This window comes from Marinobacter mangrovi, from assembly GCF_016798325.1.
Lineage (GTDB): Bacteria > Pseudomonadota > Gammaproteobacteria > Pseudomonadales > Oleiphilaceae > Marinobacter_A > Marinobacter_A mangrovi.
This window is the reverse complement of record NZ_JAERVO010000001.1, coordinates 104,915-123,030: the sequence shown is the minus strand read 5'-3', so window position 1 is coordinate 123,030 and position 18,116 is coordinate 104,915. Positions and strand designations below refer to the sequence as shown.

General features: G+C 62.0%; 15 protein-coding genes and 1 tRNA gene. 9 read left to right on the top strand and 7 right to left on the bottom strand.

Annotation, left to right across the window (positions count from 1 at the left end):
- Nucleotides 1-110 precede the first annotated feature (110 nt).
- A complete protein-coding gene (locus tag JL474_RS00555) occupies nucleotides 111-1,043 on the top strand; it encodes a DUF1853 family protein (protein ID WP_328797755.1) in 933 nt (310 codons plus the stop codon).
- 6 nt (nucleotides 1,044-1,049) lie between these two features.
- Here JL474_RS00555 and JL474_RS00550 read toward each other — a convergent pair whose 3' ends face one another.
- Nucleotides 1,050-2,309 carry a DNA repair protein gene (locus JL474_RS00550; RefSeq protein WP_203140567.1) on the bottom strand — a complete coding sequence of 420 codons (1,260 nt, stop codon included), beginning with the start codon at nucleotides 2,307-2,309 and terminating at the stop codon, nucleotides 1,050-1,052.
- A 372-nt stretch (nucleotides 2,310-2,681) separates the two neighbouring features.
- On the opposite strand from JL474_RS00550, the gene JL474_RS00545 reads away from it, so the two are divergent.
- From JL474_RS00545 to JL474_RS00525, 5 genes are all read left to right on the top strand, one after another.
- Nucleotides 2,682-4,025, top strand: a complete 1,344-nt coding sequence (locus JL474_RS00545; RefSeq protein ID WP_203141264.1) for an ABC transporter substrate-binding protein — start codon at nucleotides 2,682-2,684, stop codon at nucleotides 4,023-4,025.
- A 122-nt stretch (nucleotides 4,026-4,147) separates the two neighbouring features.
- Nucleotides 4,148-5,182 carry a branched-chain amino acid ABC transporter permease gene (locus JL474_RS00540; protein WP_123634259.1) on the top strand — a complete coding sequence of 345 codons (1,035 nt, stop codon included), beginning with the start codon at nucleotides 4,148-4,150 and terminating at the stop codon, nucleotides 5,180-5,182.
- 3 nt (nucleotides 5,183-5,185) lie between these two features.
- Nucleotides 5,186-6,415 carry a branched-chain amino acid ABC transporter permease gene (locus JL474_RS00535; RefSeq protein ID WP_203140566.1) on the top strand — a complete coding sequence of 410 codons (1,230 nt, stop codon included), beginning with the start codon at nucleotides 5,186-5,188 and terminating at the stop codon, nucleotides 6,413-6,415.
- 2 nt (nucleotides 6,416-6,417) lie between these two features.
- Entirely contained in the window at nucleotides 6,418-7,179 is a 762-nt protein-coding gene (locus JL474_RS00530) for an ABC transporter ATP-binding protein (RefSeq protein WP_203140565.1), read from the top strand.
- A 16-nt stretch (nucleotides 7,180-7,195) separates the two neighbouring features.
- Nucleotides 7,196-7,948: an ABC transporter ATP-binding protein gene (locus tag JL474_RS00525; protein WP_203140564.1), complete on the top strand. Its 753-nt coding sequence runs from the start codon at nucleotides 7,196-7,198 to the stop codon at nucleotides 7,946-7,948.
- A 13-nt stretch (nucleotides 7,949-7,961) separates the two neighbouring features.
- On the opposite strand, the gene JL474_RS00520 is transcribed toward JL474_RS00525, so the two are convergent.
- Nucleotides 7,962-10,034 carry an NADPH-dependent 2,4-dienoyl-CoA reductase gene (locus JL474_RS00520; RefSeq protein ID WP_203140563.1) on the bottom strand — a complete coding sequence of 691 codons (2,073 nt, stop codon included), beginning with the start codon at nucleotides 10,032-10,034 and terminating at the stop codon, nucleotides 7,962-7,964.
- A 131-nt stretch (nucleotides 10,035-10,165) separates the two neighbouring features.
- Between JL474_RS00520 and JL474_RS00515 the strand changes: the two genes are divergently transcribed.
- Nucleotides 10,166-11,209: an AraC family transcriptional regulator gene (locus JL474_RS00515; protein WP_203140562.1), complete on the top strand. Its 1,044-nt coding sequence runs from the start codon at nucleotides 10,166-10,168 to the stop codon at nucleotides 11,207-11,209.
- 258 nt (nucleotides 11,210-11,467) lie between these two features.
- Here JL474_RS00515 and JL474_RS00510 read toward each other — a convergent pair.
- Both JL474_RS00510 and JL474_RS00505 read right to left on the bottom strand, forming a co-directional pair.
- Nucleotides 11,468-11,544, bottom strand: a tRNA-Asp gene (locus JL474_RS00510).
- A gap of 139 nt (nucleotides 11,545-11,683) precedes the next feature.
- Entirely contained in the window at nucleotides 11,684-12,718 is a 1,035-nt protein-coding gene (locus tag JL474_RS00505; protein WP_123634264.1) for an AraC family transcriptional regulator, read from the bottom strand.
- A 340-nt stretch (nucleotides 12,719-13,058) separates the two neighbouring features.
- Between JL474_RS00505 and JL474_RS00500 the strand changes: the two genes are divergently transcribed.
- Entirely contained in the window at nucleotides 13,059-13,946 is an 888-nt protein-coding gene (locus tag JL474_RS00500; RefSeq protein ID WP_236011950.1) for a MaoC family dehydratase, read from the top strand.
- Between the two features lie 338 nt (nucleotides 13,947-14,284).
- Here the strand turns inward: JL474_RS00500 and JL474_RS00495 are convergent, their stop codons facing one another.
- Genes JL474_RS00495 through JL474_RS00485 form a run of 3 tightly spaced genes read right to left on the bottom strand, consistent with a single transcriptional unit; the run spans nucleotide 14,285 to nucleotide 17,452 of the window.
- Nucleotides 14,285-15,856 carry an ATP-binding response regulator gene (locus JL474_RS00495; protein WP_203140561.1) on the bottom strand — a complete coding sequence of 524 codons (1,572 nt, stop codon included), beginning with the start codon at nucleotides 15,854-15,856 and terminating at the stop codon, nucleotides 14,285-14,287.
- Nucleotides 15,857-15,901: 45 nt separating this feature from the next.
- Entirely contained in the window at nucleotides 15,902-16,528 is a 627-nt protein-coding gene (gene fixJ / locus JL474_RS00490; protein WP_203140560.1) for a response regulator FixJ, read from the bottom strand.
- Between the two features lie 54 nt (nucleotides 16,529-16,582).
- The gene (locus tag JL474_RS00485; protein WP_203140559.1) at nucleotides 16,583-17,452 is read right to left on the bottom strand and encodes a M23 family metallopeptidase; all 870 of its coding nucleotides are present in this window, start codon (nucleotides 17,450-17,452) and stop codon (nucleotides 16,583-16,585) included.
- 43 nt (nucleotides 17,453-17,495) lie between these two features.
- On the opposite strand from JL474_RS00485, the gene JL474_RS00480 reads away from it, so the two are divergent.
- Nucleotides 17,496-18,107, top strand: coding sequence for an alpha-ketoglutarate-dependent dioxygenase AlkB family protein (locus JL474_RS00480; protein ID WP_203140558.1), 612 nt, complete (start codon nucleotides 17,496-17,498; stop codon nucleotides 18,105-18,107).
- Nucleotides 18,108-18,116 lie beyond the last annotated feature (9 nt).

Sequence of the window (18,116 nt, the reverse complement as noted above, 5' to 3'; positions counted from 1 at the left end):
ACCGGACCGTATTGCCGTGGTCCGTCCGGGAACCACTCACGGCGATTGACGCCTTTGCCGGAAGTCGCCGGGCGCGTTCAGTGAACACGGGTCCGCCAATACTACCCAAAGTGACAGCATTTCTGAAAAAAGAACAGGAGCCCGCCATCACGTCATCCGGCCCACCCTCGCCCCTGTGGCAGACCGCTGCGGTCAGACACCTGGCCTGGTTATGCCGGGCACCGCAACTGACCGATGCCGAAGCGGGTTTCGATCTGGCGAGCTATCTGCCGCCCGACCTGCCGCAACGCCTGGCCCGGCTGGACGCACAGCCCCAGTCACTGGAAGCGCTGTTGGCCGCTCACCCCAGCCCCCGGCTCGGTTTCTACTTCGAGCGGCTCTACCAGTTCCTGCTTACGGATCTGCTGGGCTGGCGCATCCTGCTGATGAACGAGCAGGTCCGTGAGGACCGCCGGACGCTGGGCGAGCTGGATTTCATTGTTGAGAACACCCAGGACCGGCGCATCGAACATCATGAAATCGCCGTCAAATTCTATCTGGGCTACCGGCATGAAAACGGCACCGACTACTGGTACGGACCCAACGCCAAGGACCGGCTGGATCGCAAGACCCAACGCCTGACCGACCACCAATGCCGGCTCACCCGAGCCCCCGCAGCACAGCAAATGCTGGCCGATCAAGGCATCACTCAACCGCCCCTGCCCCGGCTGTTCATGCCCGGTTATCTGTTTTACCCGGCTGACCGGTCACTGGCATCGCCGGTCGGGGCACCGCCCGATCATGACAAGGGCACCTGGTGCCGGGTCGAAACGCTGGATGACGCCGTCACGGCGAACTGGCATTGCCTGATGAAGCCGCACTGGCTGGGTCGCTACCAATCATCCGAACCGCCGGATGCGGCCAACACACGGGCGATCCTGGCATCAATCCGGGCCGGCGGCGCACCGCGCCTGTTTGCGTCGATGGCACCGCGCGCGGACGGCGCCGGTTGGGAGGAAACGGGAAGAACGTTCGTGGTGCCTGCGCAGTGGCCGGAGGCTTAACCGCCGCTAACCCGAGGTGTCCTGATGCGGCTCGCAGCGATCGTCAACGCCCGGCCGGAAATCGGACGGTTGGCTGACGCGGATCAGGGGCTCATGGCAGGGTTTACCGTCCACCTCTGCCTGGCAGCGCGGGTCCTCGTGGTGCGCCAGCCACTGGCGATAGGCCGGTTCGTTCAGCCCGCATTTTTCAGCCACATAGGCCATGACGTTTTCGAAGTAGCGGGGAATGTCCTCGTAGGGCAGCGTAATGTGACCAAGGCCGGGGTGGTAGGCAACCAGGAAGACATTCTGGGCCTTGAGTTCCGCCATCAGGGTATTTTCGGCCGGCTCCCGGTGGGCCAGGTCGTAGCGCTCCTGCTCCAGCACGACGATCTTGTCGTTGCGCAGTTCCAGTTCTCGCTGCTTGCGTTCCAGTTGCTCGCGCAGCAGGACCACCTCCGCATCGCTGGCGTCCTGGCGGGCCTCGGTGGCATTGCCCGCCTCGCTGATCTCCTGTTGCAGGGTCAGGTACTGCTCGTTGCGCTCCGACAGGCGCACTTTCAGCTGCTCGTTGGCCAGTCGCTGGCGTTCCAGCTTCTCCTCCATCGCCTGCAGTTCGTTACGCAGGGTCTGCATCTCATGCCGGTGCTCGCGCTGGATATCCGACATGGCGTCGCGATGCACGCTCTGGAGCGTCTTGATGCGCAGGCGCTGTTCGCGAATGGTCCGGGCCAGCCGCACCCGCTGGCGGGCGGCCTCGCGGGTATCGGTGGTGCTTGAGGAGCGCTTGACGGCCGCCTGCAGGACCGGGATGTCCTCGTCCGGCGCGTCCATCACTTTCTTCTGGAATTTCAGGTGGTTTTCATCCACCGCCCGGCGAATCGCCTGGAAGTGGTTGCTGCCCGGGGTCATGTCCGGATCCCAGAGTTCGTCGGTAAACCGGGGCTCCGGGCATTGGCTGCGACAGGCCAGGAAAATCGGGCCAGCGCCGAGATCCGGCCCTTTGGCCGCCCTCTCGGAGAACTTTTCCACGGGCACGTTCCAGTGGCTGTCGGCCCGACCCTCTTCGTCAAAATAGATGCGGAAGAAGACCAGGCCACGAATGCCCAGGTCCGGCCCCAGATTCAGGTAAACGGCCCGTACTTCGGTATCGGCCAGATCCGACAAGCCCACATAACCGTCCAGAAAGGCACCAAACTCCGAGCCCCGCATCTGCCTCGCGACCGTCGCGCCGTCCATGAAAAAGACGGCCGAGTACCCCTCATCCGCCGCGGCGGTTTTCGCCATGCCTTGCCTCCGGTGGTGCCGTAAAACGTCAGAAATCAGCGTGCTTTGTAATTTAACGCCTATTGTAGACATCCCTTCGCGGAGAATAAGCAGAAATCTGCAACGTTTTGAAACCGTCGACCGCACAATTCAGCTGAAAAGCCCGCACAGCAGCGCCTCACCCGAGAAAGTCTTCCGTGCCGACAACGTCGCGGCACTAGACATTAGTTGTAACTACGACCAACTTCATTTGATTAATTTTTAGACATCTCCAAAGCTTGAGGAGTACCTGATCGATAAATGTTCGGCTCGCCCGGCCACGACGCAACGTCGGATGTATTGCGCCCGGTCCCGGAGTCGACAGACAACAACAGTCATTCGGGGAGAAGCACAATGTCAGACAACAAGTTCAAGCGCCGTAGTTTCCTGAAGGGCAGTGCTGCCCTGGGGGCCGGCGTGGTCGCACCCACCATCTTCACCCGCACGGCCAGCGCCTACACCAATGAACCCGGTGACAGCCGGGTCGTCCTGGGTTTCAACGTGCCCCAGTCCGGCCCTTATGCTGACGAAGGTGCGGATGAACTGCGCGCCTACAAACTCGCCGTCAAGCACCTGAACGGCGAGGGTGACGGCGGCATGCTGAATACGTTTTCCTCCAAGACCCTGAACGGGACCGGCATCCTGGGCCGCAAGGTGGACTACGTCACCGGCGACACCCAGACCAAGTCCGACGCCGCCCGTGCCTCAGCCCGGGCCATGATCGAGAAGGACGGCGCCATCATGATCACCGGTGGCTCCTCCTCCGGCGTGGCGATTGCGGTCCAGTCCCTGTGCCAGGAAGCCGGCGTCATCTTCATGGCCGGCCTGACCCACTCCAACGACACCACCGGCAAGGACAAGAAAGCCAACGGTTTCCGTCACTTCTTCAACGCCTACATGTCCGCCGCTGCACTGGCGCCGGTGCTGGGCAAGGAATACGGCACAGACCGCAAGGCCTACCACCTGACCGCCGACTACACCTGGGGCTGGACCCAGGAACAGTCGATGATTGCCTTCACGGAGGAACTCGGCTGGGAGACGGTGGATACGGTGCGCACGCCCCTGTCGGCCACGGACTTCTCGTCCTACATCGCGCCGGTGCTCAACTCCGGGGCGGACGTGCTGATCCTCAACCACTACGGCTCCAACATGGTCAACTCGCTGACCAACGCGGTGCAGTTCGGCCTGCGCGACAAGATCGTCAACGGCAAGCAGTTCGAGATCGTGGTACCGCTGTACTCGCGCCTGATGGCCCGCGGGGCCGGCGACGCGGTCAAGGGCATCTTTGGCTCCACCAACTGGCACTGGACGCTGCAGGATCCGGGCTCCCAGGCCTTCGTCAAATCCTTCGGCAAGGAGTACGGCCACCCGCCGTCCCAGGCCGCCCATACCTGCTATGTGCAGACCCTGCTGTATGCCGATGCAGCCCAGCGGGCGGGCAGCTTCAACCCCTGCGCCATTGCCGAAGCCCTGGAGGGCTTCAAGTTCGACGGCCTGGGCAACGGCCCCACGCTGTATCGGGCCGCCGATCACCAGTGCTTCAAGGACGTTCTCGTGGTCCGGGGTAAGGAGAAACCGGAGTCCGAGTTCGACCTGCTGGAAGTCTTCAATGTGACGCCGGTCGACAAGGTGATGTACGAACCGGACAACCCCATGTTCGCGGGCGGCTCTCTCGGTAAGTGCAACCCCGGTACCTGATTCACCGGCCAGCACTGCAATCCCTGACGCAGGCCCTTCCCGCACGGGAGGGGCCTGCGCCGACGCGCTCTGGATATGCCCGCCAATAGGCCGGGCGACTGTTATCAGACAAGGGAGAACCGATGGATGCCATCTTTCTGCAGATCCTGAATGGCCTCGACAAGGGCAGCGCCTACGCCCTGATCGCCCTGGGTCTGACCCTGATTTTCGGCACGCTGGGTGTCGTCAACTTTGCCCACGGCGCCCTGTTCATGATCGGCGCCTTCTGCACCGTCATCCTCAACAAGCTGCTGTCGCTGGAACTGGTGACCCAGTCAGCCACCGAAACCACGCCATGGGGCACCCCGGTCGAGGTTCACACGCCCTACGTGGTGATGTGGTTCGGCAAGGTGGGCGAGACGATGATCGACTACTCCGTGTTCTGGTCGATCCTGTTTGCCATCCCCGTCATGCTCATCATCGGCATCGCGATGGAGCGGGGCCTGATCAAATTCTTCTACAAACGGCCGCATGCCGACCAGATCCTGGTGACGTTTGGCCTGGCCATTGTGCTCCAGGAAATCATCAAGCAGGTGTTTGGCGCCAACCCGATCCCGCAGCCAGCGCCTGAAGCGTTCGTGGGCTCGATCGACATCGGCGCGCTGGTGGGTCTGGGGGCCAACGCAGTGGTCTATCCGATCTGGCGACTGGTCTATTTCCTGTTCGCCGCGGTGATCATTGCCGGCGTGTTTGCGTTCCTGCGCTACACCACCTTTGGCATGGTGGTGCGGGCGGGCATGGCCGACCGGGAAACGGTGGGCCTTCTGGGCATCAACATCGACCGCCGGTTCACGGCCATGTTCGGCCTGGCAGCGGTGGTCACCGGCCTGGCGGGTGTGATGTACACGCCCATCCTGTCCCCCAACTACCACATGGGGATGGACTTCCTGGTGCTGTGTTTTGTGGTGGTGGTGGTCGGCGGCATGGGTTCGCTGGCCGGCGCCGTGGCCGCCGGCTTCCTGCTGGGCATCCTGCAGAGCTTCGCCTCCATGCCGGAGGTGAAGGCATTCCTGTTCGGCTTCTCGATCGACCAGGTCATTATCTATCTCGTTGCCGTCGTCATCCTGCTGACCCGCCCGCGGGGCCTGATGGGACGCAAAGGCATCATGGAGACCTGAGCCATGCTGAAGACCACCGATAACAAAGACCGGCTCATGATGATCGCCTTTACGGTAGCGGTGCTCGCCGCCCCCGTTATCCTGGCGCCCTTTGGGGCCGGCTACCCGGACCTGATGCAGCGTTTCGCCATCTACGGCATTTTCGCCATCGGCTTCAACCTGCTGTTCGGGCTGACCGGCTACCTGTCGTTCGGCCATGCGGCCTTCCTGGGTGTCGGCAGCTATGCCGCCGTCTGGATGCTGAAGCTGCTGAGCGTCAACGTCATTCCGGCGATCATCTTTGCCGTGGTGATTTCCGGCCTGTTTGCCCTGCTGATCGGCTACGTATCGCTGCGGCGGTCGGGGATTTACTTCTCCATCCTGACCCTGGCCTTCGCCCAGATGAGCTACAACCTGGCCTACTCGGTGCTGACACCGATCACCAACGGCGAAACCGGCCTGCAGATGGATCTGGACGACCCCCGCATCCTGGATGCGGCCACCGCGCCCGGTCAGCTGCCACCCCCGTCGCTGTTCGGCCTGGAGATGGGAGACACCCACTACCTGTCCTTCATGGGGCTGGACCTGCAGCTCAACGTGGGCTTCTACGTCTGTGCGGCCATCCTGATCCTGATGTTCTACATCTCGCTGCGCATCTTCCGCTCGCCCTTCGGCATGCTGCTGCGGGCCATCAAGAGCAACCAGACCCGCCTCAACTATACCGGCGTTCACACCCGGCCCTACGCGCTGGTGGTGTTCGTCATCTCCGGCATGTACGCCGGGCTCGCCGGAGCCTTGCTGGTGTGCATGGATCCCCTGGCCGGGCCCGAACGCATGCAGTGGACCGCCTCCGGCGAGGTGGTACTGATGACCATCATGGGCGGCGCCGGCACCCTGATCGGGCCGGTTCTGGGGGCCTGCATCATCAAGTATTTCGAGAACATCTTCAGTCGCGTGAACGATGCGGTCGTCAGTAACTGGTTCTCCGGCTTGCCCGACAGCCTGGGGGATTTCTTCAGCGCGATCGTTTCGCCCTTCCTGGGCAGCGGCTGGCAGATGTCCCTGGGGCTGATTTTCATGCTGGTGATCATTTTCCTCCCCGGCGGCCTGATGGAAGGCGTGACCCGTCTGATCGGCTGGCTCGGCCGGCTGTTCCGTTCCCGCAACAATGACGAGGACGCCGAAACAACCAGCGCCAAGGAATCCTCGCCGGATCCCCATTCGTCCCGACCGGCCAGCCCGAAGGAGTCCTGATCATGGCCATTCTCGAAGTCAAAGGCGTGAACAAGCGCTTCGGCGGGCTGCTGGCCCTGGATGACGTCAACCTGTCGGTGGCGGAAAACAGCATCCACGCGGTCATCGGCCCCAATGGCGCCGGCAAGTCGACGCTTCTCAACTGTTTTGTCGGCAAGCTGCTGCCCGACAGTGGCAGCATCCTGTTCAACAACCAGAGTCTGCTGGGCCTGCCGCCCTACCGCATCAACCAGGTGGGCATCAGTCGGGTTTTCCAGACACCGGAAGTGTTCCAGGACCTGACGATTCTGGAGAACGTCATGATTCCCGCGCTGGCCCACCGGGACGGCGCTTTCCACCTGGCCCCATTCAAGTCCCTGTCGCGGGAACACGACATCCGGGAGCAGGCGGAGAGGATCCTGGACAGCGTCAGCCTGTTGGACGAGCGTCACAACCTGGCCTCAGCCATGTCCCGCGGCAACAAACGGCGACTGGAAATGGCCATGTGCCTGGTGCAGAAACCCAAGCTGTTACTACTCGACGAGCCCACGGCGGGCATGTCGCGGGCGGATACCAACAACACCATCGACCTGCTCAAGACGATCAGCGAAGACCATGAAATCACCTTCGTCGTCATCGAACACGATATGACGGTGGTGTTCAGCCTGGCCGATCGCATCAGCGTCATGGCCCAGGGGCATGTGATCGTCGAGGACCACCCGGATAACATCAAGGGCCACCCGAAGGTGAAAGAAGCCTACCTGGGCACCGCCGAGACCGCCTGAGCGAGGAAACGCCTGCATGAGCGAGAACACCGCACACAAGCATCCGCATGGCCAACGCAGCGAGCCGGCCTATTTCTCGGCCTGGGATCTGCACGCCTATTACGGCGAGAGTTACGTCGTCCAGGGGGTATCGCTGAATATCCACGAAGGGGAGATTCTCGCCCTGCTGGGCCGCAACGGCGCTGGCAAGACCTCCACCCTGCGCGCCATGGCCCGGGTGGATTCACCGCACCTGACCCACGGCGAAATCTGGCTGGACCATCAACCACTGCATACCATGAAAGCCTGGCAGGCCGCCCGCAATGGCCTCGCGCTGGTCCCGGAGGACCGCCGCATCATTCCCGGACTGACGGTGGAGGAAAACCTGAAACTGGCCCAGCTCGCACCCTCCCCGGGCTGGGAGATCAGCCGCATCTTCGAGCTGTTTCCCCGGCTGGGAGAACGCCGCAACCAGGAGGGCATCACCCTGTCCGGCGGCGAACAGCAGATGCTGGCCATCGGTCGGGCTTTGGCCCGGGACATCAAATTGCTGTTGCTGGACGAACCCTACGAGGGGCTGGCCCCCATCATCGTTCGTGAGATCGAGCGCACTCTTGAGGAAATCAAATCGCTGGGGATCACCACGATCATCGTGGAGCAGAACGCAATCGCCGCTCTGGAACTGGCGGATCGCGCCGTGATTCTGGACATGGGTCAGGTGGTGTTCGAAGGGTCAGCGGCGCAGGTCCTCGACGATGAGGACCTGCGGCATACTTACCTGGCTATCTAAGGCATAGCACCGATCAGATCTCAGCCGCCAGGCGACTGCCCTGATTAATCGCGCGCTTGGCGTCCAGCTCCGCGGCCACGTCGGCCCCGCCGATCAGGTGAACCCGCTGACCGGCGTCCAGCAGCCCCTGCTGGAGTTCGCGCAGCGGGTCCTGGCCGGCGCAGATGACGATGTTGTCCACGTCCAGGATATGATCCTCGCCCTGCTCCGCGCCTTTCGGCGTGACCGTAATGTGCAGGCCCTGGTCGTCGATCTTGCGGTAAGTGACGCCCGGGATCATCTGTACGTTGCGCATCTTGAGTGCGGACCGATGAATCCAGCCGGTGGTCTTGCCCAGGTTCTTGCCCACCTTGGTGGTCTTGCGCTGCAGCAGGAACACGTCACGCGCCGGTGCCGGAACCTTCGGGGTCACGCCCTGGATGCCGCCGCGGTGCGCCACGGACAGATCCACGCCCCATTCCTGCATGAAGTGTTCGGTATTCAGTGACGGGGACTCGCCTTCGTGCACCAGGAATTCGGACACGTCGAAGCCGATGCCGCCGGCGCCGATCACGGCAACGCGGCGCCCCACCTCACGGCGCTTGAGCAGCACATCCAGGTAACCCATTACCTTGGGATGGTCGATGCCTTCGATCTCCGGCAGGCGCGGCGCGATGCCGGTGGCAAGCACCACATCGTCGAAGCCATCCCGAGTCAGATCGTCCACGGTGACGCGGGTATTAAGTTTCACTTCCACGCCGTGCTTGTCCAGCATCACCCGGAAGTAACGCAGGGTTTCGTAAAATTCTTCCTTACCGGGAATGCGCTTGGCCACGTTGAACTGGCCGCCAATCTCACTGCCGGCATCGAACAGGGTCACCTTGTGGCCGCGCTCCGCCGCCACGGTCGCAAACGCCAGGCCGGCCGGCCCGGCGCCGACCACCGCAATCTGCTTGGGTGTGGCGGTCTTCACGTAAGTCAGCTCGGTTTCGTAGCAGGCGCGCGGATTCACCAGGCAGGTGGTCAGTTTGCCGCCGAAAGTGTGGTCCAGGCAGGCCTGGTTACAGCCGATGCAGGTGTTGATCTCCTCGGCCCGATCCTCCTCAGCCTTGCGCACCAGATCCGCATCCGCCAGGAACGGCCGCGCCATGGACACCATGTCCGCATCGCCTTCGGCCAGGACTTTCTCGGCGACATCCGGCATGTTGATCCGGTTGGTGGTCACCAGCGGAATGTTCACTTCGCCCTTCAGGCGTGCGGTGACCTTGGTGAAAGCGCCGCGCGGAACCGAGGTGGCGATCGTGGGCACCCGTGCCTCGTGCCAGCCGATACCGGTATTGATGATCGTGGCGCCGGCCTTTTCAATTTCCTTGGCCAGCTGGACCACTTCGTCCCAGGTGCTGCCGTCCTCAATCAGGTCCAGCATGGACAGGCGGTAGATGATGATGAACTGATCGCCCACCCGCTCGCGCACGCGGCGCACCACCTCGATCGGCAGGCGGATCCGGTTTTCGTAGCTACCGCCCCACTGATCGGTCCGATGGTTAGTGTGAGACACGATGAACTGGTTGATGAAGTAACCTTCCGAACCCATGATCTCGACGCCGTCATAGCCTGCTTCCTTGGCCAGGGCCGCGCATCGTGCATAGTCTTCGATCTGCTTTTCGATGCCGGCCTCATCCAGCTCTTTCGGCGTGAACGGGTTGATCGGCGCCTGGATGGCCGACGGCGCCACCAGCTCCGGATGATAGGCATAGCGCCCGGCGTGGAGGATCTGCATGCAGATCTTGCCACCCGCCTCATGAACCGCCTTCGTGACCACGCGGTGTTGAACCGCCTCTTCTTCGGTATCCATTTTGGCAGCGTGCTGCCCAACGCCACCTTCTACATTCGGCGCAATACCCCCGGTCACCATCAGTCCGACACCGCCGCGTGCCCGCTCGGCGAAGAACGCCGCCATGCGTTCGAATCCGTTAGGCCGCTCTTCCAGACCGGTGTGCATTGAACCCATCAGGGTGCGGTTACGCAGGGTGGTGAACCCCAGGTCCAGCGGCGCCAACAGGTTGGGATAACGGGCCTGGCCCGGAGCTTTTTCGATCGCGGTCATGGAGGTCTCCTCATCGTGTCACTGGCCGACTTTTCACGCCGACTCTCAATGCTCCCTAAATTAAGCGCCTCACTTGCCCCAGACAATATCCTCAAATAACATTTGATTATCTTCAGACAACACTTCAAGAAATGACCGCACCCGTCAACACATCCCGTCGCCGCCATGCCCTGGGCGATATCAGCGTGCTCTACCTGCACGTCATGGCCCGCGCCGTTGCCGCCCAGGATCACGACATCGGTCCGGATTTCGAGCAGTTCGGGATCTCGGAGACACTGTTACAGGCGCCTGAAGCCCGCATCAGCATTCCCCGCTTCATGCGGCTGGGGCACGCCGCGATCCTGCGAACCGGCCAGCCCAGCCTGGGCCTGACCATGGGTGCCCTGACCCGACCGATTGATGCCGGCCTGTCGGGCCTCGCCGGAATGAGCGCGGCCACGGCCGGCGAGGGTCTGGCGACAATTATTCGCTACTCCCTGCTCAACAGCCGCAACAGCCGGGGGCATCCCCGCTACGAAACCGATCGCCAGCGGGCCTGCTTCTATTCCATTCGGCCGTATAACCGCTACAACTTCTTTGTGGTGGATTCGGTGATGGCGGGCTGGACGCAGTTCCTGCGGCGCATGACGGGCCAGCACGCGGTGTTGGAGCAGGTCTGCATCGAATACCCGGACCAGGGCGAACAGGCCGCCTTCGAAGCCTGGTTCGGCTGCCCGGTGACCTTCGGCGCACCAGAAAACCACATCCAGATCCGACCGGAAATCGCCCGGACACCATCCCGGGAAGCCCACCCGGCCATGCACCGCGCCCTGCAACAACAGTGCGACGCACAGCTCAAACGGATTCGCGGAGGGTGGACCGTCATCGATCAGGTGCGGGAGAAGCTGACGCCGATGCTCGAAGGGCAATCGCCGTCGCTGGAGGACGTGGCGGCCGAACTGGGAATGGCGCCCTGGACGTTGCAACGTCAGTTGAATGCGGAGCAATCCCGTTTTAAGGACTTACTGGATGAGACCCGCCGGGATCTGGCGGCCGACTACGTACTGGAAACGCGACTTAATTTTGCAGAAATTGCGTGGCTGCTGGGATTCTCAGGTCCGCCGGCCTTTCACAAGGCTTACCGGCGCTGGTTCGGGATGAGCCCGGGTCAGCACCGCGAGCCGGTACAGCCCTGATTCCATCGGATTCCGTGAGATCACATCTCGATCGCGTCGTCGCTGTCGTCGTCATCGTCGAAATCTTCAAAATAGCTGTCGAGCAGCTCTTCTTCATAATCAATCATGAGACCTTCTCCTTGTCTGGGCCGTATCGATTCGAAACGGGCAATAACCAGATTACAGAGGAGACTATGACCGATGGATGACGAAAAGATTACAGTGCGTGCCAGATGGCCAAAAGAATACTGAGAGAGGAAATGCAAAGAGAGAGGAAAATGGCGGAGCGGACGGGACTCGAACCCGCGACCCCCGGCGTGACAGGCCGGTATTCTAACCAGCTGAACTACCGCTCCGCGTAGATCGTTGACGCCGTTCAGTAGCGACAACGAGGGCGCATTATAAAGACGCCCCCTGACATGTCAACGATTTTTCATAAAAAACTTTCAGAGTCTCCAAAACCGCCTGTTTCCTGGCTGTTTTTTAGCCAACCCACTAGCCAACGACGTCCAGATGGACCTCGCGTCCCTGAGCCGCCTTGCGGTACTCGATGGGGGTCATGCCAGACCAGCGCTTGAAAGCACGATAGAACGTACTCGGCTCGGAAAAGCCGGTGAGGTACACGATCTCGTCGATGGACTCGTCGGTGGTGGCCAGCAACTGACGCGCCAGGCGGTAGCGGAAATCGGCCAGGACCTGGTTGAAGCTGGTTTCCGCCTCGGTCAGGCGCGTGCGCAATGTGCGCGGCTTGATGTCGAGGCGCTCGGCCACCGAGTCCAGCGTGACTTCACCACTGTCCAGCAGCTCGGCCACAATGCGCTCCACCTGCCCCACAATGTCCTTCTTCTCCAGTCGGGCCACCTGTTCGCTGGCAAAGCGCTCGTGCAGCGCCAGCAACTCCGGTTCGGCGTGGGAAGATGGGTGCGCCAGCAGGCTGGCCGGGAAATACATGCGGTTTTCCTCGGCGCCGAACACCACCTCGCAGCCGAGCACCTCGGCGACGTGGTCCTGCCGTTCTTCCCGCTCGTGCTCGAACTCAACCTTCGAGCATTTGAACCGGTCATCGGTGATCGACTTGAAGAAGGTCACCAACCCCTGCACGAAGCACTCGTTGAAGTGCTTCAGACGGCGGACTTCATCGGACGCGGCATCCAGCACCATGCAGGCCTGGTCACCGTCGATAAAGAATTCGGTGTTGGCGGCGTCAGAGAGCAGCCGCTGGTAGTTCAGTGCCCGCCGCAGCCCCTCGCCAAAGGTGGGGCTACTGAGAAAGAGGTACTCGAGAACCTGTCCCTTGTAGGTGGGCAGTGCCTGGCCCAGATGAAGGCCGACATCGGGATCACCGGACACCTCCTCCACAATCTGCCAGAAAAAAAGCTGGGCATTGTGAGGCGTCCGGAGATGGGCGGAATTCAGATAATCTTCGTCGACGCCGAGGCGCTTGAAAATCTCATCGGTATCCACACCCTTCTGCTTCATAGCCTGATAAATCAGGCGCAACATCACACCTGCGTCACGAAGTTCCTGCATATGATCCCGCTTATTGTTTTGGGAGCTATTGCTCTGCTCCTTGTGGTGCTACCGCGTTGGCCAGCTCGCCTCCTGAATGTGACTGGCGAGTCAATGCCCGTGTGCAGCCGGTTTGCGACACTACCGGCACTCAGGGCCTGAGCCAACCCCCTGGACTATGGACAGTTGTACCAGATTTTGAGCCATTGCAGTAGCGACTGGCCCTCAGCCGCCTATTGTCCGGCGGAGACCCTGTCGCCACAACGGCCACTCCGCCCCCAGAGGCGGCGGCAACGTGATGGCCCAATATGACTCATAATAGATACAATCCACATCATCACAAGATGCCAGTGATACTCGGATGAGGTCAGTCAAGATGCAGGACGTGATTTCCTATAAGAACCGCCCCCCGGCCCTCTGGTCGCTCTATGGCAAAGCCCTGACATCCCGCGGTTCGGGGGCTCGCTCACCGACGATCCCGCCCCTGCAGGCCGAATTGCTGGGCGTGACCACGGATCCGGTACGCGCGGGCCGCTATGCCGACGTCTGCGGCTATCGCAGCAGCTCACGCATGCCGATGACCTGGCCGCACATCCTGGCGTTTCCGCTGCACCTCAAGCTGCTCACGGAAGAGGCCTTTCCGCTGCCCCTGCTGGGCCTGGTGCACCTGCGCAACTGCATCACCCAACACCGGCCGATTGCCTACGGTGAGTGCCTGGACATTCACGTGCGCCTGGACAACCAGACCGACACGGACAAGGGCATCGAGTTTGATCTGGTCACCGAAGCGCGCAGTGCGGGCCGTCTGATCTGGGAGGAGACCAGCACCAACCTGTTTCGCCAGCCCGACAAGAGCAGCGGCGGTAGCCACAAGGGGCCGCCACCGGCGCCTGAACGCCTGCCCCATTCGGCACTGATCACCGTCGGCGAGTCTCTGGGACGACGCTACGGGCGACTCTCCGGCGACCTGAACCCGATCCACATGCACGCGCTGACCGCCAAGGCGTTTGGCTTTCCCCGGGCCATCGCGCACGGGATGTGGAGCAAGGCGCACTGCATTGCGCTACTGGAACAGCAGCCGGCCTGGCAGGAGGGTCCGGTCACGGTGTCCGCCAGCTTCAAGAAACCCCTGTTCCTGCCCGGCAAAGCGCAGTTGAACTGGGACGAGAAGAAAGACCGCTGGGCTTACCAGCTGTTGAACGAGAAAGGGGATGCGCCGCATCTGACGGGTGAGGTGATCTGGAAGTAAAAGGCAGCCCTGCAGGCTGCTCCGAAGCTGAAGCGTCGGCTACATTGTGCGATTAACTTGGACTGCAGTCTGGACTGACGCACGAAGCCCAACGATAAGCGGGCACCGGACGTTCCCATTATCGCGGATACGCTTGGAGCGTGGGTTCTCGAAAACCGGATTGGCCGACCATTCGATGGGATGTGATTGGCCGCAAAATCTACTTGTTGGGCTTCCTGCGTCAGCCCAACCTACGATACGACATTGTGGGGTTAACTCGAGCCTGTAGCAGATGCTTCAGCTTCTGAGGCGCCGCCAGGCGCCCCATATTGATTGGAACCGACGACCGGTCGATCCGCTTATTCAACCGCCTCTTCCGGCTGCTCAGCCGTGACCGGGGCTACCGGCAACGTGAAGTAAAACTTTGCACCACCCTCTTCCGGCCGCTCAAAGCCGATCTCACCATTCTGTGCCTGGATCAGGCTGCGACACAGGGCCAGGCCAATCCCCATACCTTCCTGCTTGGTGGTGAAAAACGGATGGAACAGCTTTTCCTCAGCATCTTCCGGCAGGCCGACGCCGCGGTCAGTGACCTCGACACGCACGAACTGGCCGTCGATGATAGCCGCCGTCACACGCACCGGTTCTTCGCCACCGGCTGAACGGGTCGCCTCCAGCGCATTGCGGATCAGGTTGAGAGCCACCTGCTGGACCTGGATCGGGTCCGCCAGTACCGCAGGCACCGAGTCGTCCACATCCAGCTCAACGGCCACCTGGTTGGTACGGGCGTCGACTTCGGCGAACTGGCGGGTCTCCTCCAGCAAACAGTCCAACTGGATGACTTCCTTGCCGGATGCGGGCTTCTTGACGAAGCTGCGGATACGACGGATCACTTCGCTGGCCCGGTGCGCCTGGGCTTCAATCTTGTGCAGGGTCTGGCCGAGCAGCTCACGGTCCAGCTCATCGGCGGACAACAGGCGATCGGACACCCGCACGTAGTTGGAAATGGCCGTCAACGGCTGGTTTACTTCGTGGGCAAAGCCCGCCGCCATCTCGCCCATGGTGGACAGTCGTGACGCGTGGGCCAACTGGTCGCGCTGGATATCCACCGTCTCCCGGGCCTCGTCCAGCGCCCGCTCGTTCTCGAGTTCGGCGGATATATCTCGAAACACCACCACCGCGCCCAGCACCTGATCGTCTTCCAGTTTGGGACTCGAGCGATACTCGACCGGAAACGATGTGCCATCGGGACGGTACATGGCGACGTCACGCTGGTGTTCGGCGACGCCGTTACGACAGGTGGCCAGCACCGGCAGGTCATCGCTGTCGGCGTCCTGGGTTCCGAAGTGCAGGCGGAAGAAGTTCTGGCCCACCAGCTCCTCAGGCTCCAGTCCCAGCATCGCTCCGGCCGCCGGGTTGGCGAAGATGATTTCGCCTTCGGTGGTCAGGCCGTAGATGCCCTCGCTGATGGCATTGAGAATTCGGGTCTGGTCGCTTTCCAGCTGGCGATTGCGGGCCTGGAGCTGACGTTCCAGCTGGATGACACGGGCATGGGTGGCCACACGGGCAATGACTTCCTGAGCCTGGAACGGCTTGGAGATGTAGTCGGCACCGCCCAGCGAAAAACCTTTCACCTTGGCGTCCACATCATCCAGGGCGGACAGGAAGACCACCGCGCCATCGGCCGTATCCGGGTTTTCCTTGAGCCGCTGACAGACGTCATAGCCGTCCATACCCGGCATCATGATGTCCAGCAGGATAACCTCGGGCTGGTGACGCTCCGCGAGAGCCAGGGCCTTTTCGCCTTCATTGGCGATCAACAGCCGATAACCGCGATCCTTGAGTGTCTCGTAGAGCACTTTCAGGTTCTGCGCGTTGTCATCGACCAGCAGGATCGTGGCCTCGTCGCGTTCGCTGGCAGTTTCAGTCATAAAGTCCGTGCCGACTCAGAATGGACGACCATCTTGGCTCGCGATTCAGGAAGCGTCGATACGGTCCTTTACGGACATTACCATGCGGACGAGATGCGCCAGTGAGTGGGTGCCCATCTTGTGCATCACGCGCGAGCGGTGGATTTCCACGGTACGCTGACTGATGTCCAGCTCGATGGCGATGACCTTGTTGGCCTGACCGGCAATCATGCGATCCATGATTTCGGTCTCACGCGGGGTCAGCATGTTGATGCGGCGCATGATCTCCTGCTTCTGTCCCAGGGTCTTGCGCTGTTCGCGGTCCTGCTCCAGGGCCTGCTCAATCTTCTTGAGCAGTTCCTCCTCGCGGTAGGGCTTCTGGATGAAATCCACGGCGCCCTGCTTCATGGCGTCCACCGCCATGGGGACGTCCCCGTGCCCGGTGACAAAGATGATCGGCAGAATCGAGTTCTTCTCGTTCAGGCGGCGCTGCAGTTCCATGCCGTCCATACCCGGCATGCGGATATCCAGCACGATGCAGCCGGCCATATCGTCGGAGTAGCTTTCGAGGAACGCGTTGGCAGTCGGGAAGGTGCGAACCTCCTTACTGGAGGATTTCAGCAACAGTTCGAGGGAGTCACGTACCGCTTCGTCATCTTCGACTACAAAAACCGTCTCAGTATTCTCGCTCATTGATCCACCTTTATCCCGTATCGTTGTTCTGAACGTTCCCAATGCCCCGCCTGACTACTCCGTCCGGCTCAATTGCGTCACCGGGGGAGTATGCCCGTCGACCAGCGCCGGCGCTACTGTCACCGGGTCGACGCGGACGTCGTACCAGTTCATGCGCCAGTCCAGATGAGGCCCGGTCGCTCGCCCGGAGCTACCGACCTCACCAATCTTGTCGCCCTGGCGAACCTTCTGCCCCACCGTCACATCCAGCCGGCGCATGTGCAGGAACGTGGAGCTGACGCCATAGCCGTGATCGATGATCACCGTACCGCCGGAGTAGAACAGATCCGGAGCGGCCAGGGTCACTGTGCCGCCTGCCGGCGCGATGACAGCTGCGCCCGCCGGTGCCGCAACATCCACCCCGAAGTGGGGATTGCGCGGCTTGCCGTTATAGACCCGCTGGCTCCCGTAGACGCCGCTGATCGGACCGGAGGCCGGCCAGATGAACGGGCCCAGAAAATCCTCCCGATCCGAATCCGTCTGCCGGGCCTTGCGCACCGAGGACGCTTCGCTGCGAATCCGCCCCAACTTCGACGGGGACGGCGTCACGGTGCCCTGGGGCACGCCGTTGACCCGCTGTATCCGATACTGGCGCTTGGCCAGCGTCAGCGGCCGGCTCACCTCCTGTCCGTCCGGCAGCACCACCCTGAGCGTTTGCTGGAGCCTGGCCTCGCGGGCAAACCCGATGACAAAGCGCCCGTCTCGGGTCACGCGTATCGGCGTGTCATTAAGCCAGACGCGGCTTCCCGGGGCGACGCTGCCATATACGAGACTGCCCTGCTCGAGCGGCCCCTTGAGTGCCACCGACTCTCCAGCGTGAGCCGATGCCGCCAGCCACCACAGCAACACGACCAGCAGCGGTTTGATCCTGTATCGTATAACCATAGCCTTTCCTGACCTGAATGTCGTTAATCGTCCCGGATTTTGTATGGCCTTTGCTGTTGAAAACGAAGCTTTTTTCGATCTTCCGCCGTTCCAGCTGCGGCTGATTCACAACGCTCTGCCGACGTCACTGGCCGATGAACTGCTGACGCGGTTGCCGGCTGAGCTGCCTTGGTATCAGGCGCGCCTGCAGCTGTTCGGTCAGTGGCACTGGTCGCCGCGACTGCAATGCTGGCTGGGGGATCCGGGCGCCGCCTACCGCTATTCTGGTCACGATATGACACCCGAGCCGTGGCCGCCAGTCCTGCAGCCGGTTCGGGAGCGCGTCTGCGCCCTGGGCGGAGACGCCTTCAACAGCGTGTTGTGCAACTGGTACCGTCACGGGCGCGACAGCATGGGCTGGCACAGCGATAACGAGCCGGAGTTGGGGCCCGATCCGCTCATCGCGTCACTCACGCTGGGTGAAGAGCGCCGCTTCCAGTTTCGCCGCACCGGCGACCGGCGGCTGTTCACCAGCATCGACCTGCCTCACAACAGCCTGCTGGTCATGCCGCCGGGACTGCAGGCCGATTACCAGCACCAGCTTCCCAAGACCCGGCGTTCAGGCGGCGACCGCTTCAACCTGACCTTTCGACGGATCACCGCGGCCGCCGTCTGACGGCCTTGC

Coding starts and splice junctions, on each gene's coding strand:
- JL474_RS00495 (WP_203140561.1), bottom strand. CDS start 15,856: ATGACTGAAACTGCCAGCGAACGCGACGAGGCCACGATCCTGCTGGTC.
- JL474_RS00535 (WP_203140566.1), top strand. CDS start 5,186: ATGCTGAAGACCACCGATAACAAAGACCGGCTCATGATGATCGCCTTT.
- JL474_RS00515 (WP_203140562.1), top strand. CDS start 10,166: ATGACCGCACCCGTCAACACATCCCGTCGCCGCCATGCCCTGGGCGAT.
- JL474_RS00500 (WP_236011950.1), top strand. CDS start 13,059: ATGAGGTCAGTCAAGATGCAGGACGTGATTTCCTATAAGAACCGCCCC.
- JL474_RS00550 (WP_203140567.1), bottom strand. CDS start 2,309: ATGGCGAAAACCGCCGCGGCGGATGAGGGGTACTCGGCCGTCTTTTTC.
- JL474_RS00485 (WP_203140559.1), bottom strand. CDS start 17,452: ATGGTTATACGATACAGGATCAAACCGCTGCTGGTCGTGTTGCTGTGG.
- JL474_RS00520 (WP_203140563.1), bottom strand. CDS start 10,034: ATGACCGCGATCGAAAAAGCTCCGGGCCAGGCCCGTTATCCCAACCTG.
- JL474_RS00480 (WP_203140558.1), top strand. CDS start 17,496: ATGGCCTTTGCTGTTGAAAACGAAGCTTTTTTCGATCTTCCGCCGTTC.
- JL474_RS00530 (WP_203140565.1), top strand. CDS start 6,418: ATGGCCATTCTCGAAGTCAAAGGCGTGAACAAGCGCTTCGGCGGGCTG.
- JL474_RS00505 (WP_123634264.1), bottom strand. CDS start 12,718: ATGCAGGAACTTCGTGACGCAGGTGTGATGTTGCGCCTGATTTATCAG.
- JL474_RS00545 (WP_203141264.1), top strand. CDS start 2,682: ATGTCAGACAACAAGTTCAAGCGCCGTAGTTTCCTGAAGGGCAGTGCT.
- JL474_RS00540 (WP_123634259.1), top strand. CDS start 4,148: ATGGATGCCATCTTTCTGCAGATCCTGAATGGCCTCGACAAGGGCAGC.
- JL474_RS00525 (WP_203140564.1), top strand. CDS start 7,196: ATGAGCGAGAACACCGCACACAAGCATCCGCATGGCCAACGCAGCGAG.
- fixJ (WP_203140560.1), bottom strand. CDS start 16,528: ATGAGCGAGAATACTGAGACGGTTTTTGTAGTCGAAGATGACGAAGCG.